General features: G+C 44.0%; 17 protein-coding genes and 1 pseudogene. 5 read left to right on the top strand and 13 right to left on the bottom strand.

The features are described 5' to 3' along the window. The first annotated feature begins 2 nt into the window (after positions 1-2). The gene (locus BST99_RS13315) at positions 3-1982 is read left to right on the top strand and encodes an OmpA family protein (RefSeq protein WP_105002234.1); all 1980 of its coding nucleotides are present in this window, start codon (positions 3-5) and stop codon (positions 1980-1982) included. Positions 1983-2153: 171 nt separating this feature from the next. Here the strand turns inward: BST99_RS13315 and BST99_RS13310 are convergent. After that, positions 2154-2969: pseudogene (locus BST99_RS13310) on the bottom strand (alpha/beta hydrolase); the annotation flags it as partial. 491 nt (positions 2970-3460) lie between these two features. Here BST99_RS13310 and BST99_RS13300 point away from each other — a divergent pair. Genes BST99_RS13300 through BST99_RS13290 form a run of 3 tightly spaced genes read left to right on the top strand, consistent with a single transcriptional unit; the run spans position 3461 to position 9900 of the window. After that, positions 3461-5668, top strand: a complete 2208-nt coding sequence (locus tag BST99_RS13300) for a TolC family protein (RefSeq protein WP_219843849.1) — start codon at positions 3461-3463, stop codon at positions 5666-5668. 17 nt (positions 5669-5685) lie between these two features. After that, positions 5686-6771, top strand: a complete 1086-nt coding sequence (locus BST99_RS13295; RefSeq protein ID WP_105002230.1) for an efflux RND transporter periplasmic adaptor subunit — start codon at positions 5686-5688, stop codon at positions 6769-6771. A 15-nt stretch (positions 6772-6786) separates the two neighbouring features. Further along, positions 6787-9900, top strand: coding sequence for an efflux RND transporter permease subunit (locus tag BST99_RS13290; protein WP_105002229.1), 3114 nt, complete (start codon positions 6787-6789; stop codon positions 9898-9900). Positions 9901-10107: 207 nt separating this feature from the next. On the opposite strand, the gene BST99_RS13285 is transcribed toward BST99_RS13290, so the two are convergent. The 7 genes from BST99_RS13285 to BST99_RS13250 form a co-directional block, all read right to left on the bottom strand. Beyond that, the gene (locus BST99_RS13285) at positions 10108-11196 is read right to left on the bottom strand and encodes a DNA helicase PriA (RefSeq protein WP_105002228.1); all 1089 of its coding nucleotides are present in this window, start codon (positions 11194-11196) and stop codon (positions 10108-10110) included. A gap of 21 nt (positions 11197-11217) precedes the next feature. Beyond that, positions 11218-12357, bottom strand: a complete 1140-nt coding sequence (locus BST99_RS13280) for an SPFH domain-containing protein (protein WP_105002227.1) — start codon at positions 12355-12357, stop codon at positions 11218-11220. Positions 12358-12429: 72 nt separating this feature from the next. Continuing rightward, positions 12430-13719: a YncE family protein gene (locus tag BST99_RS13275; RefSeq protein WP_105002226.1), complete on the bottom strand. Its 1290-nt coding sequence runs from the start codon at positions 13717-13719 to the stop codon at positions 12430-12432. A 148-nt stretch (positions 13720-13867) separates the two neighbouring features. Continuing rightward, positions 13868-15121, bottom strand: coding sequence for a S8 family peptidase (locus BST99_RS13270; protein ID WP_219843848.1), 1254 nt, complete (start codon positions 15119-15121; stop codon positions 13868-13870). A 724-nt stretch (positions 15122-15845) separates the two neighbouring features. Continuing rightward, positions 15846-17579, bottom strand: coding sequence for an alpha/beta hydrolase-fold protein (locus BST99_RS13260; RefSeq protein ID WP_245916273.1), 1734 nt, complete (start codon positions 17577-17579; stop codon positions 15846-15848). A 47-nt stretch (positions 17580-17626) separates the two neighbouring features. Then, positions 17627-18889: a DUF7477 domain-containing protein gene (locus BST99_RS13255; RefSeq protein WP_105002224.1), complete on the bottom strand. Its 1263-nt coding sequence runs from the start codon at positions 18887-18889 to the stop codon at positions 17627-17629. A 75-nt stretch (positions 18890-18964) separates the two neighbouring features. Continuing rightward, positions 18965-19315: a hypothetical protein gene (locus tag BST99_RS13250; RefSeq protein WP_105002223.1), complete on the bottom strand. Its 351-nt coding sequence runs from the start codon at positions 19313-19315 to the stop codon at positions 18965-18967. A gap of 106 nt (positions 19316-19421) precedes the next feature. Between BST99_RS13250 and BST99_RS13245 the strand changes: the two genes are divergently transcribed. Beyond that, complete coding sequence (locus BST99_RS13245; RefSeq protein ID WP_105002222.1) at positions 19422-21458, top strand: lipocalin-like domain-containing protein; 2037 nt, start codon at positions 19422-19424, stop codon at positions 21456-21458. On the opposite strand, the gene BST99_RS13240 is transcribed toward BST99_RS13245, so the two are convergent. From BST99_RS13240 to BST99_RS13220, 5 genes are read right to left on the bottom strand one after another with little or no spacing between them, the layout of a single operon-like run. Next, positions 21459-21935 carry a monoheme cytochrome C gene (locus tag BST99_RS13240; RefSeq protein ID WP_105002221.1) on the bottom strand — a complete coding sequence of 159 codons (477 nt, stop codon included), beginning with the start codon at positions 21933-21935 and terminating at the stop codon, positions 21459-21461. After that, positions 21932-23152: a sulfite oxidase gene (locus tag BST99_RS13235; RefSeq protein ID WP_105002220.1), complete on the bottom strand. Its 1221-nt coding sequence runs from the start codon at positions 23150-23152 to the stop codon at positions 21932-21934. Before BST99_RS13235 ends, BST99_RS13240 begins: the two co-directional genes overlap by 4 nt. Then, entirely contained in the window at positions 23153-24352 is a 1200-nt protein-coding gene (locus BST99_RS13230) for a S41 family peptidase (protein WP_181044236.1), read from the bottom strand. Between the two features lie 33 nt (positions 24353-24385). Next, positions 24386-24934, bottom strand: a complete 549-nt coding sequence (locus BST99_RS13225; protein WP_105002218.1) for a hypothetical protein — start codon at positions 24932-24934, stop codon at positions 24386-24388. Further along, positions 24931-25449: a DUF4442 domain-containing protein gene (locus BST99_RS13220; protein ID WP_105002217.1), complete on the bottom strand. Its 519-nt coding sequence runs from the start codon at positions 25447-25449 to the stop codon at positions 24931-24933. The genes BST99_RS13225 and BST99_RS13220 overlap by 4 nt, the downstream gene beginning before the upstream one ends. Between the last annotated feature and the right edge of the window lie 76 nt (positions 25450-25525).

Genomic DNA, 25525 nt, shown 5'->3' with positions numbered 1-25525 from the left:
TCATGAATAAAGTTATCATTGCCGTAGTGATTTTGCTACACATTAATCTCTGTACAGCACAGCTTCAAAAAGCTGAAAAGCTATTTAAGAAAAATGACTATTTAGCTGCAGCCTCTCTTTATGAAGATTTATACAAAAAAAGCGAGTCCAAAGAATACCTCAAAAAATTAGTACTAGCCTATTACAACACCTTAAACTTTGAGCAAGGGCTAGAGAAATCTCAGCTTTTGTTTGAAGATATAACTGATGAGAATACAATCGAAAGAGAGTACTACTTTTTACACCTGCACTTTCTATCTATTGCCAAAAACTACAAAGAGGCCATTGCTTACCGTAATAAGTATTATTCAATACTGGGTCTTAAAACGATAGAAGAGGAAGAAGCGCTGAGTCATATTGACCAGTGGAGAATTGATGATGGACTTAATAGTATTCAAGAAGTAAATTTTAACTCCGAATCCTCTGACTTTTCAGCTATCCGAAAACTCGATAAGATTTATTTTGTTTCCGATAGAGAACAGACGAAATACTCGAACAAATACAAATGGACACAACGACCATTTTTAGATATATTTTCTATTGAAGTTGATAGTGTTGGTAAGGGCATTGATAAACCAATTTCATTTTCAGATGTTTTAAACACCAAGTTCCACGAAGGTTCTTTTTGTTTTGACAACCAAGGTACTACCATCTATTTCACCCAAAGTGAACAAAGTAAGGGTAAGTTAGTGCTAAGCAGTTCAAGGCAAAATAGAGTGAAACTGTATAGGTCGAAAAAAAACAAGATGGGAGTGTGGTCATCTGCAATTATGCTACCCTTCTGTAACGATTCCGCCAACTATGAACATCCTAGCCTAAACAAAGAAGGAACAAGATTATACTTTGCTTCTGACCGATCTGACTCCTTGGGTAGTTTTGATATTTATTATGTTGATATTGACTCAATTGGAAACTTTGGTTCAGTAAAAAATGCAGGAAATAGAATAAATACGATTAACAGGGAACAATTTCCCTTTATTTCAGAGGAAGACAATCTCTATTTTTCGTCTAATGGGCACCTGGGCCTGGGGATGTTAGATATTTTCGTCAGTTCAATAAATGAGGATGGTTCATTTGATAAGCCAGAAAATTTAAAGGCTCCATTTAATTCGGCTTATGATGATTTTTCGTTTTCACTTTCAGGTGAGATGAACGGTTTCTTTAGCAGCAATAGAAATGCTAACAACGATAATATCTATGCCTTTAAAAAGACACAAACGAATCAGAAATACCTCGTAACTATTTCATTTAAAGACAAAGAGCAAGAGCAATATCTAAGAGACACCAACGTAGAAATATTGGATGAAGGCGGTACTGTAATTCTGAGTAAAACCTTTATTGAAGATGGTAACTTGGTTATTGAATTAGAAAAAGGAAGTTATAAAATAAACACCTCCTCACCCTCTTATATTCCTGCAGTTTTTAAGTTCGACGTTTCCAAAAAACAAAATGACTTTACTTTCTTTTTAGAAATTTCCAGTGAGATCAAAGAAATAATTAAGGGAAAACAACCGGTTTCACAGGATGTTGTTAGATCTCTAATAAGAGACAAAACAGAGCCCAAAATATTAGCTCGGGCAGGTAAATTGTATTTTGAATTACCCCGCATTCATTTTGAATTTAATCAATCAAGATTAACCGAATATTCACAAGGAATACTCGATAAACTAATTGATAAACTAAAAAAATACCCTAGTTTAGAAATTACAGTAAACTCACATACTGACCTAAATGGTTCAAAAGCATTTAATCAACAACTGTCAGACCGAAGAGCAAAAACAACCTCTGATTACTTAATAAATACAGGAGGTATCGCTGCTGAGCGGATTAGTGCAGTAGGCCATGGAATGATGAAGCCAATTGTAGACTGTGAGACGAATAAATGCACCAAAGAAATGCATTTAAAGAACCGCAGAAGTGAATTTGAAATTACATCATTTTAATTAACATAATCTTTTCTCTTCCATTCTCTTTTTTAAGCTACTTCAACTTCCCATTGCCCAGCTGATGAGCGGGCTAGAGGGATTGGGCTTTGATTTTTTTTCAACAAGGATCTTTTCAATTGTTATTAGTTCGGCATTAAATGAAAACGCGTAGTTTAAGTCAGTGGTCCATCATTCCACCTTTAACTGTTGTCTATCTACCAGAAAATCAAAAGATAGTTCAGACAAACCTTTATTATTGACGGTTGCGTTCCAAGCCCCATGACCTGCATTTAAAGTTACGAGTTCATTATAAATACCGTAAGAATCGTATATTCCTTTAAGTTCAACAGCCTCGCCATAGGTAGTAACAGGATTTGAATCTTTTGTTCCATGGGCTGTTAGTAATTCAGGGTCTCTGCCGTCATAAGGGCTTTTCGCATAAACCGACTCAAATAACTCCAACTTAATATTGGACCCCCAAAAATTTACTATGCTTCTGATGTTGTAGCGCTGACTCAGATTTGTACTGAGTAGTGTAGGGTCCTCTGTTATGGAAATTTCGTCCCTAAAATCTTCCTCATCGGTGATCCCTAATCCAATGGTGGTGATGGCTCCGGCAGATGCTCCTCCTACCGTTATGAAATCTGTATTTATACCGTAATTCAAGGCATTTGCCATAACCCAACGCATCGAAGCTTTAGCATCTCTTTGTGCGGCATACATCGCGATACCCACTTGAGCATCCTCCTCGGAAGTGGCATATGTTTGAATACTATCAATCCATGCTTGTGGAGCTATTCCGGTATAAATTGATCCTAAATCCGAAGAAGTTCTATAGTCAATAGACATAAACACCCAGCCTCTTGAAGCAAAGTAATGCGCCATAGCGACAATTTCTGGTTTTGTTTTGGTCCCGCCTTTAAATCCTCCTCCGTGAATAAAAACGTACGCTGGCCTATTGGTTGATTCATTATCTGGATAATAAACATCCAATTCTAAATTTTTTTCTGAAGTTGCATGAGAACTGCGTCATGGCTGAGGCCATTCGCGTATGTAATGTCCGAATCTACCAAAACAGAATAGGATTCCTGAGCTGTTACAACAGGAGCACCGCTATTGATTGGGAGTGATTCTTCGGTTTCACATGCGGCTGCTATCAGAGCAAATAGACAGAATAGTAGATTTCTTTTAATCATTACAGACATATTTGGTGTTTTCCTTTGGTTTTGATTTTTAAACATTCTTGGTCCTAAAAACCCTACCTCAGATTGGTTTCGAATCAATTCCTACTTTTTTGGTTATGTAGACTTTTAAGTTTATTTTAACATTATTACCACGATCGCTAATTGAATCCAATGAATCACTCTGCCAAAAGATCGCTTGCGCTCCTATTTATTTTGATAGCTACTTCCTCCTCTTTTGCTCAGAAAAAAACCATTGACATAGGAATTCTTCTGGATAAACGAACCTTGAAAATTGACTCATTACTTCACCAAATGAAGTGGCAAATCAGCGCAGTAGTAGGGGAAGATGCGGTTATTAGGTTTCCAAATGAATACCTTTTAACCAATGAATTTAGTTCAGAAAAGGCGTTAATTAACTACCGGGATCTGACAGCCAAAACAGATTTGATATTGGCTTTTGGACTTGTAAATGCAAACGTGTTAGGGGATCTGGACACCTTTGACAATCCCACCATTCTTTTTGGCGCTCTCAACAAGGACCTAAGTAATCTTGAATTGAGTCAACAAACTTCGGGTACTGAAAATTTCACTTATCTCATCAAGAAGGAGTCCTATTTGGATGACCTCAAAGTCTTTCAAAAACTGACTGGTTTTAAGAAGGTAGGGGTTCTAATTGAACGGCCTTTGGTTAAAAGGCTGAATGTGGATGAAGTGTTTAGTTCCATTTTTCAGGAGTTAAAGGCTGATTTTAAGATTATTCCCTTCGATTCTGTTGGAGACATTTCTGATGGGTTGGTGGATGTTGACGCCGTGTATATGGCTGGTGGATTTTTGTTGAATCAGGAGGAAGTGAAAAAATTGGCCCAATTGATAATCGATAAAAAATTACCTTCATTCACCTCATTAGGTACCGAGGCTGTTCACCAGGGAATTATGGCCACCAACCAATCAGATGATAGTTTTGATCAGTTTATTCGTCGGATCGCCCTTTCGGTTGAGGGATTCATCAACGGGGAATCTCTAGCCGAGATGCCCGTGTTCATCGAGTCTAACAATCACTTAACTCTCAATTACAACACTGCGCAAAAAGTTGGTGTACCGATCAAATACAGCTTGATTAATAGCACGACTTTCGTAGGAGAAATGAAGAATAGCCTCTCCAGAAAGACATTCAATGCCCTTGAAATAATTGATCTCGCTTTGGCTCGTAATCTAACACTGCTTTCAGGAGAAAAAGAAGTTGCACTGACCGGTCAGGATGTGAGAATAGCCAAGAGTAGCTACCTCCCAAGCATTACTGCGTCAAGCCGCAGTGTCTACGTTGATCCAGACTTGGCCGCCGTGAGTTTGGGACAAAACCCTGAATTTTCGACTACCGGAAATATTACATTACAACAGGTCTTATTTTCAGAGGCTTCCAATGCCAATATCAGAATTCAACGCAAGCTGAATCAAGCGCAAGAAGAGGCTTATAAAGCTACGGCTTTGGATATTGTGTTTGACGGATTTAATGTATACTTCAATGCCCTTATTCTCAAGGCAAACCTTCAGATTCAAATGCGCAATCTGGAACTGACCAGAGAAAACCTCAAAATTGCAGAACAGAACTTCGCTGCAGGGCAGACAGGAAAGTCAGATCAACTCCGATTCCAAAGTCAGGTAGCGCAAGATAAGCAAGCGGTTATTGAGGCCGTCAATCAGCTTGAACAGGGCTACATCAATATCAATCAACTCCTGAATTACAATCTGGATGAAGAAATTGATATTGAGGATCTGGAATTGGATGGAATTTTTAAAGAATACAGTTACGAACAATTGGTTCGGCTTTTAGACAACCCTGTTTCTAGAGAACCCTTCATTGCTTTTTTGGTGGAAGAGGCTAAGAAAAATGCACCAGAACTAAAATCGTTAAAGTATACTATTGAAGCCGTTGATCGAAGTCTCAAATTGAATACTTCCGGAAGGTTTTTACCTACCTTGTCTTTGCAAAGTCAATATAATCAGGTATTTAATCGCAGTGGAGCAGGAAGCACTTCTCCATCGGGTTTCGAGTTGATAAACACTAATTACAATGTTGCACTAAATCTATCCATCCCCATAGTCAATCAAAATCAAAACAATATCAACCGGCAAATCAATCAAATCCAAATAGATCAGTTAACGATTAATCAGGCGAATACCACATTAGCGATTGATCGCAATATTCGATCTACAGTACTGAATGTTATAAATCAGATCTCCAATATTGAGTTGTCAAAAATTTCTGAGCAAGCCGCGAAAGAGGCATTGAGTCTCACCCAATCCTCCTATTCCAATGGCGCAGTTACTGTAATTCAGTTGATTGATGCCCAAAATAATTACCTGAATGCACAACTGGCAAGTACCAATGCCGTCTATAATTATTTGATAAACGCTTTGCAATTAGAGCGCTTTTTAGGGTATTATTTTTTGTTGAATTCAGAAGAAGATAACGCTGCATTCAATGCCCGCTTTTTGGCTTATTTAAAGAATGCTAACTAGTTTAAATCAGTTATTCAATGAGAAAAGATTTTAAATTCTTATTTCTAATCAGCTTGGCACTAATGGCTATTTCTTGCTCCGAAGAGCCAAGGGCAAAGAAAAAATATGTACGACCCGTTAAATATCAGGAAGTCGGTTTTTCCGGAGATGAACAAGAAAGATCTTTCAGTGGCACTGCACAAACTGATAAAATAATTCAGCTCAGCTTTCGGAGTGCTGGCATTATTACTAAACTCAATATCAAGTTAGGGCAGCGCGTGAAAAAAGGAGAATTGCTTTCTTCTCTGGATAATGTACAATCCCGTCTTTCTTTGGAACAGGCCTATACTCAACTGAATAGTGCGAAATCTCAAATGAATACGGCCAAGTTAAACTTAAATCGCATTCGAACACTCTATGAAAAAGGAGCAGCATCTTTAAGTGATTATGAAAGTTCTAAGAACTCGTATCGAACAGCGACTGAAGGCTTTGAATCGTCTAAGAGAAGCGTCGAAATTCAAAAGGAACAGGTTCAATACGGATTTTTATATGCTCCTGAAGATGGCGTAATTGCTGCAGTCAATGCAGAGATAGACGAAAACGTGAGTCCCGGTCAAAACATAGCAACCTTAAACGCTGGAACCGACATGGAAATATCCATTGGGGTTCCGGAGATCGCTATCAATAGTATTAAAGAAGAAATGGACGTTGGAATTCAATTTCCGGCACTCGGAGAGGCCTTATTTAAGGGCCTGGTAACAGAAGTTTCTCCCTCTGTTGATTCGAATTCTGCCACCTATCCCGTGACGATAAAGGTCGTTAAACCATCACGTGATATGCGTAGTGGTATGGCGGCCAATGTTTTCATTCAATTTACCGAAGACAGCAGGGAAGATGACACCCTTGTTGTCCCTGCCAACGCCGTGGGAGAAGATAGCAATGGCAATTTTGTTTTCTTGATTGAGGAGTCAGGGAATACCTTCAGGGTAAAGAAAACTATCGTTGATATTGGTCCATTGACCTCGGAGGGATTTATAATCCATGCCGGTTTATCTAAAGGACAAAAAATTGCAACAGCAGGCTTGCAAACACTATTGGATAACCAAGAAGTTAGACTTCAGTAATTCAAAAAGAATCCAATGAATCTCGCGGAGTTTTCTATTGATAAAAATCGGATCACCTGGATGGTTTTAGTGACCGTCTTAGGAATGGGCCTCGCTATGTATTTTGGCTTATCAAGAGATAGCATGCCTCCCTATACTGTTAGAGTAGCTACTGTGGTTTCACAGTTTCCCGGCGCTAGTCCTGAAAGAGTTGAGCTCTTGATTACAGATAAAATAGAAAAAGTTGCTCAGGAATTACCCGAATTAAAGGAAGTGAACAGCACTTCGCGAACGGGACTTTCTGTCGTAACAGTAACATTAAAGGATGAAGTGGGACCGGACCAAATGCAAGCGGTTTGGGACCGTCTGAGACGAAAATTAAATACAATCAATGGGCTTCCAGAAGGAGTAATTCCATTCTTGAACGATGACGGGATTGGAGAGGTGTATGGAATAGTTGTTGGTCTGACAGCAGACGGATTTCAGTACAATGAATTAAAAGAGTACGCCGACCTAATCAAAGATGATTTTATCAAGCTCCCTAATGCGGCTAAGGTTGAGCTCGGCGGTGAACAAGAAGAAAGGGTTTTTGTTGAATTCAATAATGCTGTACTCAAAGAGTATGGTCTGTCAGCTGCTCGGCTACAGCAAAGTATTTCTTCTACAAATATTCTCAATTCAGGAGGAAAAATAAGTTTGGGAGACGAGCTTATTATTTTGGAACCCACCGGAAACTTTTCTTCCACAGAGGATATAAAAGGGATGTTGATATCTGTCGGAAATGGATCACAACTTGTGAAATTAGGTGACATAACACGCATCAGTAGAGGCTATATTGACCCCCCTACCCAGCAAGTCCGAATTAATGGCCAGAAGGCAATTTCCTTACACATTAATCTCAAGAAAAATGCCAATATTATTGAATTAGGGCAAGAGGTTAACGCCATAGTTGAGCGATGGCAAGAACGTTTACCAGTTGGATTAGAACTCAATCGAGTTTCTTCTCTTGATTCCTACATTGAAGTGAAAGTCAATGATTTCATCATTAATCTGATGCAATCAATTGCGATAGTCTTACTGGTAATGTTGGTCTTCTTGGGTATGCGCACAGGTCTTGTTATTGCTAGTTTGATTCCTATCGTGATGATAATGACTCTCATGATCATGGGGATTATGGATATAGGATTAAATCAAGTTACTCTTGCCGCACTGATCATGGCATTAGGAATGCTCGTAGATAACGCTATCGTCGTAGCCGAGACGATAATGGTTAAAATAGAGGTAGGGATCGAGAAGAAAAGAGCAGCAATGGAAGCATTTACAGAATTATGGATGCCCTTACTCATTTCTACGTTAACGACTTCTGCTGCGTTTTTGGCTTTTTATCTATCACCAACAACAATGGGAGATATTGTGGGCCCAATTTTTGTAGTCATTACCATTGCCCTAATGTCATCTTGGTTGGTCGCTCTTACTGTTATAACCATGTTTTGTTACATTTTTTTGAGAGCAGATAAAAAAGAGACAAATAAGCCCAACCTGATAGATCGGATAATCAACAGCCTTAAGTTGAGCTACAAGAACATCATTTTACTTGCCTTGCGTTCGAAATGGTTGGTTATTCTGGGAGTTATCGGCCTCTTTGTCGTTTCAATTTTTGGCTTTACAAAGATTCCATTTGTGTTTTTTCCAGATAGCGATCGAAATATGATTACGATCGATATTACCCTTCCTCAAGGTAATTCTATCCAGAGCACTACCGAGGTGGTGAAGCGAATTGAACAGTTTATGACGGATTCTCTTCAGGTAGGGGGAACTAGAGTGCTGGGAGTACTGAATTGGTCTTCCTATATTGGTGAAGGACCTGAGTCTTATGATTTAGGGTATTCGCCTGATGAGGCAAACTCAAATTACGCCCATATTTTGGTCAATACATCCAGCTTTAAGGAAAATAAGATGATTATTTCCAGGTTAGATGATTTTACCTTTAATACTTTCTCTAATGCCGATATAAAGGTAGGCGCTTTGGGTGCCGGCGGAGGAGGCACACCAATAGAAATTAAAATTTCAGGAAAGTCGCCGGATGAATTGTCGGCAATTGCTTCTTTGGTAAAAGGTCAGCTTTCAAAAATACAAGGAACCAAAAATGTAAAAGATGACTGGGGGCCAAAAAGCAAGAAATTTCTGATTGAGATCGACCAGAACAGAGCGCAGATAGCTGGAATAACCAATCAAGACATTGCTACCTCTCTTCGAACAGTTCTCGATGGATTTCAAACAGGAGAATACAGAGAGCAAGACAACTCTATTCCAATTATAATGAGAAGTGAAGAGAACCAGCAACAATCTCTTTCTTCTCTGGAGTCACTCAATATTTACTCTCAAAATTCAGGCAAGAGTGTACCTCTACTTCAAGTTGCCCGAATTTTACCACAATGGCAATTCGCTAAAATAAAACGCCTTAATTTAAAAAGAACCGTTAATGTCTCTTCTGAACTTCGTGAAGATGGCAATGCCTCTTTTATCACCTCTGAAATTACACCCTGGTTAGAAGTACAAAGTGCGGAATGGCCTGAAGGTTATTCTTATGAATTTGGTGGTGAAGCAAAGCAGTCTGCAGAAAGTATAGGTTCTGTTATTGGATACTTACCTATTTCGGGCTTTATTATCGTTCTGCTATTAGTGATTCAATTCAACTCCTTTAGAAAAATGGTTATGATTTTAATGACCATTCCCTTAGGAATTATTGGTGTGGTGGTTGGGCTTTTGGTCTTTGGGGAACCCTTTGGATTTATGCCTCTATTGGGGCTAATTTCTCTGGCAGGAATTGTCATTAACAATGCAATCGTACTGGTTGACAGAATGGAGGTAGAACAAAGGGAATTGGGCAGAAATGAACGTGACGCCGTAATTACCGCTTGCTTGCAAAGATTTCGACCTATTTTGTTAGCAACATTTACTACAGTCCTCGGACTTCTTCCTTTGTATTTATCAGGTGGTGAGATGTGGGAAGGAATGGCAATAGGAATAATAGTCGGGTTATTATTCGGAACCGTTATTACACTGGTTTTTATCCCCTCAATGTACAGTCTTCTCTTCCGTTTGAATTACTCTAATTATGTATTTGATGATTCCATAATCGATGACTAAATCAGTTTAAGAATCGATAGAAAACCCCTATACATTGCGATTCGAATTAGTTTTTAGCCACTCCGTATTTGATTCTGATTGGTGTAGACCGTCAGCCCATTGTGAACAGAAATGAGTGATAGCTAGCTTACACTTTTTCTGCCTACCCATTGCGTTGTAAAAAAAATCATCTTTTATCATTTTCAATCTAAAACTAGGATCAAGGCCCTAACTACTCACCAGTACAATCACCCCAACGACGAGTAGAACTCCGAGTACCGCAAAGAAGATCTTCCAAAAACTGTAAGGACGTGTTCCTGAAATAGCCCCGTTCTCGCCGTTTACAAAAAAGTTATACTCCTTTCCACTGAATCGGTACGAGCTAATATAAACCGGCAAAAGGATGTGCTTGAAAGTCTCTTCAGATAGCGCCATGTCCATTCGGCTTATGCGCTGGGTATCTCCACCAATATCCTGACGGCACCACCGCCTGGCGATATCCTCGGCTTTGTCCTTGGCCGCCAAATGGCCCTTCTCTAGTTCGATGGTGTATTTCTCGGTCACAAACCCTCGTAAAAAACTGGAATTAAAGGGCTGTAATAAGTCCAGATTCCAGCGCGCTATTTTTGCGGGCACCCGCCCTTTGCGCTGCTTGGACGCTTCTACCAGGGTGTCATCCACAAATCCGGAAACCTGCCCTGAAGCCGGGTACCAGCGCGTCTTCCGAACCCGTTTGGTCACGGTTTTGCCCTGGGCATTTCGAACACGCTTGGTTTCGTAATAGTATTCCCCGCGTTGCCCTGAATATTTCGCTCGCAATTGGGCGTCAAAAGTCCAATAGGGCAAGTAGAGCCCTTTGGTAAACTGAGGGTCCAGAGCCGCCTTTTTCAGCTTATTGGGCGCAAACCACAAACCCTTGACCCACTTCTGGAATATTTGAAAAGACTTATTCTGATCAATCTGAAAGGGCAGCACCGCCCCCGGAAGAATCCACTCTTCTTTGAACTGATCTTCCAAAACCAGTGGCATACTGCAATAGACACAATGAAGCGATTTGTAGTTCTCTTCTATATGTTGGGTCGCTCCACAATTCTTGCACTGCAGCATCGAAATTTCTTCACCGTGCTTTTGAGCCCCCATTTCGCGCAGATAGGGATACAGCTCCAATTCCTCAAAGCCGCTCTCGTCCAGGTGAATGGTTTCCTGATGACCACAATACTCGCAAGAAATGTTCTCGGTACCGGGCTGGTACTTCATCTCCGCCCCGCAGTTGACACAACTTTTTTTGAGCTCTGTGGATTTAATGGGAGCCTCCATGCAGAAGAGTTAGAAGATTACTTATGCATTTGGTAATGGCGGTGGAGTATTCCCTCCTAAAAAGGACTTGAGTTCTTCGACCTCTTGCAAAGCGGCCCAATTGCTCATCCCTTGTTTCCAAACCAAGCTCTCGCGATTGATCGTTCGACTGGCAAACAAGGCCCGTAGCTGTTCGATCGACACCGGTCCTTGCTGGGCTCCGTTGACCGCATAGTAATACAGGACTTGAGTAGGCATCGGCGGAGGCACGGCTGCACCCCCTGCGGCAGGCGGAAAGCTCTGTTGCTGGGCAGGATTTCCACCCATCATGGCGCCCATTTGCTGAGCCAGAACAAAGCCCATACCCATGCCCATTCCGGCACCGGCGGTTCCTCCTTCATTTTTGGCCGCAGCTTCCATAGCCTTGGCGGCTTTGAACTGAGCAAGCTTTTGCATATCCAGCTTATCCAAGCGACTGTATTCGAAAATTTCTTTCTTCAAGTCTTCCGGCATGGATACGTTTTCGATAAAAAACTTCTCCAAGGAAATCCCCACAGATTCAAACTCCGGTGCCATGACCTCCCGACAAGTATCGGAAAGCTCGGTGGTGTTCGCGGCGTAAAGTTCTATCGGCAGATTGGCCTCGCCAACCGTATCGGTAAAGCGCGTGGCAATCAAGCTTTTTAAGTGTTCGTTGATTTCGAAATTGGTGAAGTTATTGTCTGTTCCAACAATGTCTACGATAAACTTCCCGGCATCTGAAATCTTAAAGGCGTAGGTCCCAAAAGCCCGAATTTCGACCAGACCAAAACGCTCGTCACTCAGGGTTACCGGGTTCTTGGTTCCCCATTTTTCGTCTGTAAACAAATGGGTATTCACAAAATAGACTTCTGCCTTAAAAGGGGAATTAAAGCCGTATTTCCATCCCTTGAGTGTCGCCAGAATAGGCAAGTTCTTGGTGGTGAGATCGTAGGTGCCTGGACTAAAGACATCGGCCAGCTGCCCTTCATTGACAAAGACCGCCGTCTGTCCTTCGCGAACGATGAGCTTGGCCCCGTTCTTTATTTCGTTCTGATAGCGTTCAAAGCGATGGGCGATGGTGTCATCGGTGAAATCGAGCCACTCGATGATATCAATAAACTCATTACTCAGTTTCTCCTTTATTCTTCCAAAAATATCCAAGGGTATCGTGTTTTTGTTTTGTAGTCTTAAAACTACTAAAAGCAGATAGAATGAAAAAAGGATTTACAGCTCTCAGTCCACCAACCTCAACTGCCCGTTGCGCACCCGCTGCGGGTGATTCCCCACAGGAACTTCTCCAACAACGCTCTTGGTGGCATAGTCCACCACAGTAACCTTGTCCATTCCGCTAATCGAAACATAGGCCCGGGTCCCGTCTTTACTGGAAGTCGCCCAATAAGGCTTCGCCTTTTTGGGATCCTCGGAAAGTTCAATCAGGGTGACCTCAAAACTTTCTCTATCGACCAAGGCGATGTACCCATCCATAGTTCCCGCCACGCAGATGGTTTTATCATCACCGCTCAGGGCAATCCCGTGGTGCCCAGAATTTAAGAGGTGATCACCAGGAGAAAGGTCCTTGTTCTCTTCTGGAACCGGCAGCTCCAGTCGGCGGGTGATCTTATCGTTTTCGATATCGTATTCAAAAAAACCATGAAACAAAGAGATCTGCAGGTAAGCGAACTTTTCGTCCTTGGTAATGGCCATGGGACGGATCGCGCGATCGATCCATTCAAATCCGGCTTCTTCGAGCTTCTCTTTCATATCGACTCGGCGAATCACTTCATAGGTCTCGGCATCGACGATCTGAAACCAGCGATCTCCCTTCATAAAATCGAGATTGGGCGAAGCGACATACACCTTTCCAATACTGGCGTGGTAGATTCTCTTCCCGTCTTCAGAATAGGTATTCTCGTGGGGCTGATCGCCAGACTCAAATTCCCCAATGATCTCTCCATTGGTCACATCAATGGCATGTACTTTTCGGGCCGTGGAAGCAGAAACCAAAAAGACTTTTCCATCAGGCGAAATAGCCGAGTGGTCGGCTCTCAACCCTTCTACTGGGGTTCTCCAGGCAATCTCCCCTGAATTCACATCAATGGCGACTACGTCGGCAAAACTCGGTCTGGATGCATAGATAAAGCGCCCATCATTGGAAGTAAACATATCGTCTACCAACTGATCGTTTCCTTCCCCGATATAGTCCCGGATAAAGCCTGAGGCCAATCTTCTCTTAAAGCCGGAATAGATATCGGTAAAGCGCTCTTCGCGATCCGGCATAGCGCTGATTTTCTTGATGATCTCGAGGGTGTTCGGGTCGAAAATGGTGATGACCCCGTCCCAGTTGTTTCCGGTCACCACCACATCCCTCAAGGGAATACTGTCGTGGACTGTGGAGGCCTTGTTTTCTGGATCTAAAGGAAAGGAAGGGTATTCTCGGTCCGGGCGCTGCCCTAAATTGTAGAGAAATACACTTAAAACAATGAGGCCCAGTGCGATTAAACCGCCTAGTATCTTCTTTTTCATGTGGAGGTGTGTTCGTTAAATACCCAGCCTGCATTGGTTGGGAAAGAAAAATACAAGTAGTAAGATAGTGAATCTAACAGGGTTCCAGATAAACAAAAAGGCCCCAGTTATCTGGGGCCTTTTATTATTTGCGTGAGTTTTACTCTCTCTAGTTCACTCCGATAGCGTCTGGGTTACCGTCAGGATCGCCACTGACACTTCCGTCAGAAGAAATATTACCTAGAAGTAACAAACCAGCTGCGTGAGGAGAAGCCATTGAAGTACCACTGATGGTGTTGTACCCATTCCCTGGCCATGTTGACTTTACAGCAACACCTGGCTCACAATAGTCTACAGGAGGATTGTTGTAGTTAGAGAATGAAGCCCAAACATCACCTTCTGCCATAGCCGAAATAGTATAAATATTGGGTCCATTAGCCGAAGCAGGAGATTTAGTACCCGCATCCGTAGATTCATTCCCGGCAGCCAGAGCGAACTTAACCCCAGTAGCAGCAGCGGCCTCTACGGCGTCATTTACCGCTTGAGAGAATCCTCCTCCAAGGCTCATATTAGCCACATCGCCATTGGAACCATTGGCCGCAACATGATCAATTCCAGCGATAACACCGGAGTAAGAACCACTACCGCGACTATCCAAAACTTTTACAGGAATAACAGTAGCTCCGGCAGCAACTCCGATCACACCAACATTGTTGTCTTTGGCAGCAACAGTTCCTGCAACGTGTGTTCCGTGACCATTTCTGTCAGAAGACAAATCTCCATCACGTCCTTTGGTGAAAGCGTTAAAACCTCTGCTAACATCCACATTTAAATCTTCATGAGAAGCTTCTATTCCACTGTCAATAATCCAGGCAACTCCGCTTCCGGTGTAAGTAGCCCCTCCATTAACTCGAGTGATTCCCCAAGGAATCTCTTGTGGATCAGAACCTCCACCACCATCTCCACCACCTCCGGGCCCTTTTCCAGGAGGGGGAGCTAGGGTGAACATTTGGTCTTTTTCGACATAAGCAACACGAGGATCTTTTAAAAGTAGGTTTGCTTCTTCGTCTGAGAGTTGAGCAGAAACACCCATTACAGAACGGCTGTAAACATGCTCAATTAAATCTCCTTTCATTTGGAACGAACCAAGAACCTCTGTCGCTAGCTCACGGACCATTCTTGTCGTTGACGGATAATCACTTCCGTATTTTGAACTTGAATCACCGACTACATCTTCATTAAAAACCACGATATAGGAACCCTCTAAAACATAGCTCCCCATATCGTAATGGTCTTGAGAGGAATCATCACTTAAATCGTTTTGTAATTCGAGCGCATCCTCCAAATTGTTTTCCGAACATGCATAAAACACAAAACTGGACATCAGCAGAAGTGCTGATCCCTTCAATAAACTTCTTTTCATTTGTTAATTTATTAGGTTAGAAATTGCTAAAAATATTATGTTAAATTAACAAAATAATTGAGCTTTTATCAGCTCATTCGACCAATTACTCAACATATTTCAATATATTAGAGAATAACATAATAATCTCCTGCTTGAATTCAAGTACGTGTTTTAAGCATCGTTACTCGGCGAGACCCTGTACTTTTCTTTGAAATACCTCATCTTTTTTTCAAGAGCGACTACTCTGCCTCCCTGAATCTTGGGTGCCAAACCCTTGGGATTGCAGAAGTATCGATTGAAAACCAAAACCGCCTGGATTATGGATTAGCAATTCTGGCACTAAGGGCCTTGTTTTGCCTTTGGAGAGCTCTTCTAACGCCGTTATCCTCTATGGGGGTACCCGCCTAAATCTTCACCTGTAAATTTCGTAAGCGTAAAGCGTGATAAACAGCCAAATAAGCTAAAACACCATTAATTCCGGAAACCAGTTCAACCTCCTTTTCCCCATCTTGAACGCCAAGGACAAAATGCTTCTGAGAGCTCCCTTTTCTTGCGTAAAAGGTATAGTAAGAATAGGGTTGATCTTGAACCTCTGTTCCTGCAGAGCCAAAGTATCCAGGAGATAGAGACCCCTAAAAAGGACAGGAAATCCAATGAATGCAAAATATTTCTTCAAAAAGTTGGTACTGAAAAAAGCATTCAACTTGGCTGGTTAACAGGATCAAAATAAGATTATCCTTGCTTACTTGTACCTCCAACTCGTTAGGTCGGCACCCTGGGGAGCGCTTTTGGCAATGCGGTCCATGATCTTGGGCACATACATGCTGTTGTACCTCAAGCGACTAATGTGATTCGGTTGATCGGGATCTCCGTTCCAACAGTGTTCTGCTCGATCGCCATAGGTCACTTCTCCCTCGTAATAGGGATCGCTAGTGTTTTCCAGAAAGTCTTCCATCAGGTAGACGGCGTTATTTAGATAGTAATTATCCATATCCCCGCAGTAGATGTGGATCTTGCCGCGCAACTTCTCCCCTAACTGGTCCCAGTCCCGTTCCAGGATATGGCGCAGATCGTAGTTTTCTTTCCAGTATTCAGCGACAGCGGGGTTGATATCGCCTGTAACCTTGTCCCACAGTCGTTCAGGATAGCCGTCGGCGCCCTGAGGAGAATAGGTGGCCTCCCAAATATCCCACTGCTGACCTGAACGAGACTTGTCTCCCAAGACCAATTCGCGAAGATTTTCATCCCGAACCGTACTTTGGATATGACCCAAATAATCCCGGTGCGCCGGCACCTCTAATTGCTTGTGGCTGCTATCGTAGTAATAGGCATTCTGATCCTCGTAAATATTGGTCAGGCAATAGGCTCTAAAGTCAATAGGGTCCGGACAAGCAGCAAAACAACCGTTGTAATCATCCGGATATTTGACCTGCACGGCCAAGGCCTCCCAGCCTCCGGTAGACCCGCCGTACAAAAAGCGGGACCAGCCCTCGCCTAAGCCACGAAATTCCTTTTCGATATGGGGAATAAGTTCGTGGGTAATGGCATCGCCATAAGGTCCCTGACTGGCCGAATTCACGGCATAGGAATCGTCGTAATAAGGGGTCGGATGCTGTATTTGTATAATCAAAAAGCGCGGAAAGTCCGGCTCGTTCCATCGCTGGTAGAAGTCATACGCTTCCTGCTGTTGGATCCGGTTATAACCCTTCACCTGAAAGCGCTCCGAAAAGTCATCCTCCATATCCTCATCGGGAGGAGTGGTTCTAAAGCCACCAAAATCTGAAGGAAAGTGCCCGTGAAAGACCATCAAGGGGTAGCGCGCCTCCGGATGCTCATCAAAACCCTTGGGCAATAAAACATGAGCCCCTAAATACATATCTCGGCCCCAAAAGGCAGAGAGTTTTTCGGACTTGATCTTGATGTGTTTGATCCATTCGGTGTCTTTGGCCTCTTCAATGGGCGCGATTTTTTGATCCAAGACCAGATCAAAGGAAACCCGGCCACTCTCGGGAATGGTGATATTTACAGGCCTACTGTAAAGGTTGCCGGGCGATCGGTTCCACTGCTGACCTTCTCCTTGATCCATCGGCAGCTTGACGGTTTGACCGGTCGACAGATTGAAGGTCTCGTAAATATGCAAGAGTCCCTGAACCCAGTAATCACCGGGAGGAAGGTCGGCTAAACTGGCGTACGGAAAACCAAACACTTCCCCGTCAAACACCTGTGATTCGCCGGCCTTCATCTGATCGACATTCATCCCAAAAACAGGCTGCGCGCTCAAACCTGCACTGATCTGAAATCGGGGTTCAGTATCTGGATTATCGACCAGCATCAGCAGCAAGCGACCGTCCAAAGGAGCGTCGATTAGGGAATCCGATACGGAAATGGAAAAGGTGGCTACTGCTCCTTTAGGGGATTCTTTACCGCATCCCACAAGCAATAATCCGAAGAAAAGAATGGCAACGAACTGTCTCACAATTGATCTATTTTTTTCTGTATTTGAGGGGGGGGGGGTGAAACCTATCAATTGGCCCTTTCCATAATCCAACTAAAGGGTATATCCCCATTTTTATAATTGAACTCCCCTAATGTAATGCCGGGATCTTGAGACATGACCACAAACCACTTACCTGCGCCATAAGAAATATGCGTCAAGACCCATCCCAAATCAAACTTAGCACGACAAAAATCTGTGGGATAGTCCTTAACCCATTTCCATTCCTGATTTTTATAAGTAGTTCCTCTTGATAGAACCACACCCCAAAATTGTCCTCCAAAATCCACAGAGGTAACACGATAACCTTTGGTTAAATTCCTTTGCATCCAGTCTTCCGGCAATTCAGTCGCAAACTTATGCAACTGATCCGCATAGCCTGTATTCTTATTCATCACCACAAACCACTCCTTGTTGATAAAGGTTAAATCGGTAATACTGTAATTCAATTCCTTCTTAGAACTAATCCATTCCAAGGGTATAGTCTGCGATCTTTTCCATGATTGTGTTCCCCAATTGGTCGGTTTACTCATGACCATTAAATATTCAGACGTCTTATTGTTATAATCAGAATGGCTAATGGAGTAGCCTTCTGACCATTTCTTTGCAATCCAATCTTTGGGAAACTGCTTAAATGACTTCATGATTTGGGTAGTGTTTACCCCACTGCGTTTACCCAAGACCACAGTCCAAATATCTTCTTTTTGAGGACCTATTTCAATATAATCTAGATCAATTACCGAAGTCTTCATGTTGGTTAATTCAAACTCTTTCTTTTTATCCATTGTAATGAGTTTGTAAACCGGATCATCTGAATTAAAATAATCACTCAAGTAATTCTCGGTCAGGGCATCGCTTTGCAGTTTTATCCAATACAAGGCAGGCTGCATAGTTTTTGTGATATCCTCACCACCAATTTTATTGTCATCTACTGTATAAGCCATAACCTGACCATCTTCACTTTCCCAATCCATCTTAAAATACCAGTTATCAGCGCTGTACCCTGTCCCACTCGGTCCTCGAATAATTTCTCCGTTTTGCCCATCCAAATAAGTATCCTTGGTTCCATCAGATTTCGTGAACCCTTTAAAGACAGCCCGGTAGCTGGCCAGTTTGTCTTCGCCTTTGGAGATGTACTTTATTCGGAATAGGTACTCGTATTCACCCGTTTTTACTGCAAAACCGGTATACTTCACCCCGTTGCTAATCCAACTGGTTTCAAAGTACTGGGCAAATAGAGTGGTAGAAGAAAAGAGAACAAGGAGTAATGGGAGGATGGTTTTTTTAATCATGGGTGGTGGATGGTGGTTATTTAGTGTGTTCCTGTACCCAACGAAAAAAGTTGGGCAAAAAGACATTGGAATGTACTAAAAAGATTTTTTATTCTTCCTTCCTCTTGTACATTCCATCAAAAACCGTATTCCAAGTATTGCCGCCATCGGTGCTCGAAGTCCAGGTTTGACGTACGTCTCCATTCTCTTGGGTTTCCCACTGAATCTTGTTGATGGTCTCTGGAGCAGTTTGTAGTTTTCTAAAACTCCGACACTGTCGATGATGGATTCGGTATAACTTTGGGCTCTGGGCTGATCCGAACCCACCACGTAGACGTACCACTTCCCGACCCAAAAATCAAAGTCATGGTAGTGCTGCGGCACTTGAGGATCGGTGTGGACCTGCAGACCCGTCGTAAAAAGTAGAAAAACCAAAACAACTCGCATGGTTGAATTTATTGGTTCTTCTAAGATCCAAATAATTTAACGAAGCTCTTTTTTGATTGCCATTCAGATGTGCGATATTGGAGGTAGAAATTGAAAATGCTAACCCATGCTTAACCGATATGCCTCGCGCATCCTCGCTATTGTCACCCTTGCCTTATTCATCGGCTGTTCCGCAGACGACAATCCGCTGACCCGTGGTGTTCAGCGCAACGCAGATCCGGCGTTGTTGGAAGGAATCTGGACGATCATTGAGGGAACCCTCGAAGGGCAAACTGTTCCGGTTCCACCTACCAGCCCGGCCTGCGGCAGAGATTACTTTATCTACAGCGCAGATGGTAGCTACTCGGACTATGTTTTCTTTGATGGATCTTCTTGTGCTCCTCAGATTAGTAACCTCAGCTGGACGCTTAACGAAGGAGTGATTACCCTCCGAGATGGATCCGGTCAAAGCAGTCAACTGACGATTACTCAACTCACCTCCAACACCTTGGTGTTTCGATCAGCTATTGATTTTGATCAGGATGGAGATGACGATATTTTCACCTTTGCGGCCGTGCCTTACGATCCGCCTTTAAGAGACAATGTTACGCAGAGTTTTCAGCAAGATCCAACCGTTCAGGACCGTATTCAACTGCGTTGGAATTCCTATACGGGTGGCCGATTTGATCGCTACGAAATCTACCGTTCCACCCCTGGAAACTGCGACAAGGGCAATGCCGAATTAATCGCCTCCCTGACCGAGCAAACCCAAAATTCCTTTGTGGACGAAAACCCGGCCAATGCGGAGCAGATCTGCTACTTTATGCGCCTGATCGCCGACGGGGAACAACTGGGCGAAAGCGAATTGGTCACCGTGATTCCGGATGAATTGGAAGTGCCAACCGTGATGATTCAAAGTGCCGTTGCCTCGGGTGATCAGATTGATCTGAGTTGGCAGAGCTACACCGGTTTTTATTTTGATCGCTATGAGATCTATGTGAGAAATTACGAAAACGGCACCACGGGGTATGCTTTCCAAGAGCAGTTGGTCGCGGTTATTGACGATAAAGAAACGACGACTTTTACGGATACGACTCCTCCTTTTGTCCGCAACCCCTTTTACGAAGTTCGGGTAGTGAATACTTTCGGGAATGGACCCGCTTTCGTCGCCGAGGGAGGGCTGGAAGTGACTTATCAGCGGCCGGGACTACTGGATCTGTCCTTCATTAATTTGATGGCGATTGATCCGAGCGATACCGTACTTTACTTTTTAGGGGATTCCGCCAATGAAGACGAGCAACGATTGGTGCGTTTTGATTACAGCACCAACCAAACAACGGTTTCGACCAGCTCCCCGAATACCTCCTCCCAGGTCTTTCTAAAGGTCATTGACTCGGATGTCGGGAAAGAACTGATGCTTCTCAAGGGGTTTGACGTATCGGTCTACGATGCCTCCACCCTGGATTTTAAATACGAACTCAATTGGTCCGGCGGCTTCCTATCGGTTACGGATTTTGATTATCTGGGCAACGGAAATTGGGTCTTTACCGACAGCGAGACGGTCTACACCTTTAGCCGAAACAATGCAGAGCTCACTTTGATTAACCAGGCCGGATTAACCACGACGACCAATGCCGGGCAATTTCAAATTCTCAATATGGGGAATGACCAAGTGTTGGTGGGTCATCAATTTTCCGATCAGAGCTACCGATTCGATGTAACCGCGGCTGGTGCATTTCAAAATCAGACGACCTTTACCGGGATTCGATGGCAAGACGCGAAAGAAACCCTTTTCTACAACGAAACAGCAGATGTTGTCCTGGACCAATTGGATCGTGGGATTTACGAAACCCAGAACTTTAGCTTTACCACTTTCTTCCCAAGACCGTTCTTAGGGACGGCCCTAAGTCAGAATGGTGAGCGCATCCTGGGAACAGACAACGATCCGGATTGGACGATTGACGAACAGTCTATGCACAGGCGTACAGCAGTATTCTTCGATATCAATTCGAGTTCTGCCAGCGAAACCGAGACAACAGGCTACCCCCTCTTTGTGTTCGAAAACCACTTGGGGCAACAAGTCAGTATTTCATCTTGGTTTAAGCGAGAAGGCCTGACGGGTTTTGCTCCCAGACCGGATCTTTTTGTAGAAATTGTTCCCTAATCAATCTTCCAGGTCGTACCACTCTTCAATCACGAGATTCGGACGACGCCCCTCCTCTTGAGGCGCATAGTAGGTTGAAAGATAGTCCAGGATAAGAGGTTCATTGGTCCCAAGATCCCACAGGTTCTGGGTCTCTTGCATCCAACGTATGGTGGCTTCCCAGCGCTTCCTTGACATGCGGTTCTGCGTGACGAGTTGAGCTGAATGACAGTTGGTGCAATTGTTTACCACAGCCATCAAACCCTCTCCTTCCACGAAGCCGGTTCTCAGGTGAATTCCATTTTCGATGCGGTCGTATTCCTCATCGGCCTCGACCTCCACATAGGGCTCTGTTGAAGCCTCAAACCGCAACATCTTAGGATTAACGAGTACCCCAACCAAAAAGGCGCAGAGTAATAGAATCACGGCCACAAAAAGGAGGGTTAGAGATTGCAGTTGCCGGACTGCGCGCTTAAACTTTTCAGGGGAGGCACTCATACCACTTTGATTGCAATGCGGTGACAAGCATTGTTTAAATAGCCTTTAGGATTCCAACCCGGCAGGACCATGGGCTGTGATTCTCCTTTATCGTTGGTGGCCCGTGCCCAGACTTCGTAATAGCCTTTTTTCGGGAAGTCAATGGAGGCCGAAAAATGCTGCCAGGCCAATCGATTCACCGGGTCTTCAAGTGAGCAGCTCTTCCAACTGCTGCCAAAATCAATGGAATACTGCATCTTGCTAACCCGCTGTTCACCAGACCAGGCATGGCCCCTAATTATGAGACGTCTCCCTTCCTTAATCCTCGCCCCGCTTTTGGGATAAGTGATCAGGGATTTAACGGGCATGGATTCAATAATGCACATGTCTTCTGGAGCTACCTTTTCTCCGGGAGCTACGGTTTCGCAGGGAACACGGTAAGAGGAACCTCCCATTTTGGCCCCGTCATGAACGCGATCCCGAATACTAAGTCCATTCAACCATTTGCCTGAGGCAGAGGCGGGCCAGCCACCAGCCACCAGACGCAAAGGAAATCCATGAGCCAAGGGTATGTCTTTGCCATTCATTTGGTAGGCAAGAAGGGTTTCGTCTTGCATAGCCTTTTCGAGGGGTACTCCCCTTGATATGGGTTCTTTGGCCGCATCACCACTGAGGTGGATATCGGCTCCGTGGTAACCAATGTAGACGGCCTTTTCGCTTATCCCGACATCTTTCAACAAATCCCGCAGACGCAGGCCTGTCCAATTCGCGCAGGAAACGGCCCCAACAGTCCATTGATTGCCTTTGGCCGGCGGGTTGAACTCGGAACGTCCATTCCCACCACATTCCAAGGTGAGTTGGTAGGTGTGGGCTTTAAAGTTTGTTTTGAGGTCTTGCAGCGTATAGGTCTTGGGCTTTTTAACCGCCTCTCCTTTGATTTCTAACACCCATTTGGAAGGATCAATGTCTTGGGGAATGAGTCCATTATTGCGAATAAACATCACCCGACCGGGCGTCACCTTATCGTCCAGCAGATGCGCCTGGGCTTCCATATTCCAGGGGCGCTCATTGAGCACCACCATTTGAGTGTCTTTATCGAAGAGCTTAAAGGGGTCCGGGTCTTGCAATACCAAGGGAACTACTCCTTCCGGCAAGAGAGAACCGTAGACTATTTCGACCCCCAAACCGGCGGCTAAGGAGGCCAGTCCAGCGCCAGCGATAAAGTTTCTTCTTTTCATCTAATTGCTGTTGATCAGATCCAAAGCCGTTTGTAAAAACTCATCCTCCGTGACCGATTGTTGATTGACATACTGAGCAGGCACATAGGTTTCTCGCAAGCGACCGTCGAGGTGATAAAGCTTTTCGATCGAAACACGCGCCCCATAGTTGCTGTTCTTGAGCATGATGGTGGTCATGCCTCCGGCCAAACGGTACATCTCGGTTCCTACGACGGTTCCTCGTTTCATCCCATCAAATCCGATGGCCATCCCTTCTCCCATACTGCCGGTCCAGCGACCGACCAGCACGTACAGGGGTTGGGTATAGGTTTCTCCTACAGGCGAAATCGTGCGCACATAGCTTTCTTCCTTTAGCTCAACACCTTGGTATTCCTTGGTTTCCGAAATGAATCGCCCCATGATGGGTTCCGCCACACTGGTGTTCCCTCCTGAGGAGGTGTTGCGCAAATCCAAAACCAGAGCTTGGGTATCCATGAGTTCTTCTAAGGCCAAATCGAAGTAATAGGGCAAACTGTCATTCCCAAGGGAATTGTTGATCTTGATGATCCCGATGTCCTTCTGACGCGTCGCTTCCAACAGCCCCGGTCTCTGTTTAAAACTCATCTTGTCCACATCGAGGTTGAACTCTTCCCCGTTGGTCAGCCGCAACCCTAAAAAGCGGGCCTCGTTGTAGACTCCTGCGATCACCTTATTGGCGAGCCATTCTTTTACTGCTGGGTCTTTGCGGTTGTGGCATTGGGTGGGGAAGGCATCAATCACCTCCTGAAAGGGCAGTTCATTGAACCAGACCACTTCGGCTCCGATCACATTGGCCTCTGGCGCGTACTGGAGTTCAGAACTGAAGATGTTTTTGATATAATAGCGACCCTCCCGGAGCTCCACGTAAACCGGTGAATTCAGACGATAAGAATCCTCCGTATTGGTGGTGAGGTGCATATGAGAATCGTTGAATTCGTTCATCAGGTTCTCATAAAAAAGGACCTTGTAGTAGGGGTGACTGATGGTATCGACCAGAGGTCGGTAGGTCTTTTCGATACAGCGGATAAGGGCCTTGCGCTCTTTCAGGTAAATGTGCTGTTCCCGAATATCGCTCATCAACTGATCGAACTCCTGGAGGTTTTCTGAATCTTCAGGAGTGGGTGCTTTGGACGTGCCGCAGGCCGCCAGTAAAACACACAAAAGGAGGATTATTTTATTCATTGTTTCTGCCCATAAAAACATTCACCTCGGAGTTCATCGGATTGCCCGAGACCCTTCTGTACGAGACAATCTGCCCCGTATGATAGAGGGCATCAGCAATAGGCCCATTGAGCATCTGCCAAAAGGGGAAAGCCCGGCGCCCGCTTGGGATTCAAAAATGACTTCAAGCGTACTGATTTCTTCAGCTGACTTGCCCTGGTATAAGTCACTGGCCACTTTCAGGTTCTGAAGGGTGCCCTCTCGCAGTTCTTCAAAGCTCATCCCCGTATAATCGGCAGGACGGATATTGGGTGTATTTTTCGCCGCGTTGACGATCATATCAGAGAGACCGAAGAGGTGCTCCAGGGTTTGGCGTACGTTGCGGGAATCGGCCGAAGGGCTAAACTCGATATCCTCAGGACGCAAGCCTTCAGTGGCCCAGTAATAGCGATAACCCAAGCCGTCTACCATGCGTTTGACCATATTTCCTCTAGTGTACTGCTCTTGGGCAGCCGGAATTTCTTCAAAGGGGAGTTCCATAGTCTTCTTGTTTTGAGCCGCTAGAGTGGCTGTTATAAAAAAAGTGATCAACAGCTTTTTCATTCCTTTCTTCTTTTGCTTTTGTAGTATGTTTTATCTGCGATATAAATGACCTTATGTACCTCACAAAATACCTTGTCTCCGCTTTTATTCTTGAGTACGGTGACCTTTTCCAAGTTGATTTCGTTTTCTGCTTTTACCCGCGTTTTGATGTCGTCCAACTCCTCTTGAGTGACCTTGAATTCGGCATACACGTGTTCTTTCGCTGGTCGCTTAAAGAAAATCTGAGCCGACTTATCCCAGACAACATAATCATCCCCCAATAGGTTGATCAATTGCACCATAGGGATGGGATCTACGGAAGAAAACAAGCTCCCTCCAAAAATGGAATTGACGTAGTTGCGGTTCTTGTAACTCAACGGCAATTTGACCTTGATTTCCATCAAATCCGGCGAGACCTCAGTGATCTTCGCCGTGCTTCTTTGGTACATAGGCGAAAGGTTAAAACCGTATTTAAACAGCTTATGCTTGGGGAAAAATTTGGAACCGATATCGGCAATGGATTTGTAGAGGGACATGCTTAATTATCCGGTTTACTTGTAAAGAACTCTAAAACCAGAGTGTTTTTTCCTTAGTTAGCTCTAAAGATAACCA

The sequence above is a fragment of the Aureicoccus marinus genome, from assembly GCF_002954325.1.
Classification (GTDB): domain Bacteria; phylum Bacteroidota; class Bacteroidia; order Flavobacteriales; family Flavobacteriaceae; genus Aureicoccus; species Aureicoccus marinus.
Note: the sequence above shows the minus strand (reverse complement) of the source record. Positions and strands in the feature narration are given on the sequence as shown.

Coding starts and splice junctions, on each gene's coding strand:
- BST99_RS13290 (WP_105002229.1), top strand. CDS start 6,787: ATGAATCTCGCGGAGTTTTCTATTGATAAAAATCGGATCACCTGGATG.
- BST99_RS13220 (WP_105002217.1), bottom strand. CDS start 25,449: ATGTCCCTCTACAAATCCATTGCCGATATCGGTTCCAAATTTTTCCCC.
- BST99_RS13270 (WP_219843848.1), bottom strand. CDS start 15,121: ATGAAAAGAAGTTTATTGAAGGGATCAGCACTTCTGCTGATGTCCAGT.
- BST99_RS13225 (WP_105002218.1), bottom strand. CDS start 24,934: ATGAAAAAGCTGTTGATCACTTTTTTTATAACAGCCACTCTAGCGGCT.
- BST99_RS13275 (WP_105002226.1), bottom strand. CDS start 13,719: ATGAAAAAGAAGATACTAGGCGGTTTAATCGCACTGGGCCTCATTGTT.
- BST99_RS13300 (WP_219843849.1), top strand. CDS start 3,461: ATGAAGTGGCAAATCAGCGCAGTAGTAGGGGAAGATGCGGTTATTAGG.
- BST99_RS13295 (WP_105002230.1), top strand. CDS start 5,686: ATGAGAAAAGATTTTAAATTCTTATTTCTAATCAGCTTGGCACTAATG.
- BST99_RS13230 (WP_181044236.1), bottom strand. CDS start 24,352: ATGAATAAAATAATCCTCCTTTTGTGTGTTTTACTGGCGGCCTGCGGC.
- BST99_RS13315 (WP_105002234.1), top strand. CDS start 3: ATGAATAAAGTTATCATTGCCGTAGTGATTTTGCTACACATTAATCTC.
- BST99_RS13255 (WP_105002224.1), bottom strand. CDS start 18,889: ATGATTAAAAAAACCATCCTCCCATTACTCCTTGTTCTCTTTTCTTCT.
- BST99_RS13250 (WP_105002223.1), bottom strand. CDS start 19,315: ATGCGAGTTGTTTTGGTTTTTCTACTTTTTACGACGGGTCTGCAGGTC.
- BST99_RS13235 (WP_105002220.1), bottom strand. CDS start 23,152: ATGAAAAGAAGAAACTTTATCGCTGGCGCTGGACTGGCCTCCTTAGCC.
- BST99_RS13245 (WP_105002222.1), top strand. CDS start 19,422: ATGCTTAACCGATATGCCTCGCGCATCCTCGCTATTGTCACCCTTGCC.
- BST99_RS13240 (WP_105002221.1), bottom strand. CDS start 21,935: ATGAGTGCCTCCCCTGAAAAGTTTAAGCGCGCAGTCCGGCAACTGCAA.
- BST99_RS13285 (WP_105002228.1), bottom strand. CDS start 11,196: ATGGAGGCTCCCATTAAATCCACAGAGCTCAAAAAAAGTTGTGTCAAC.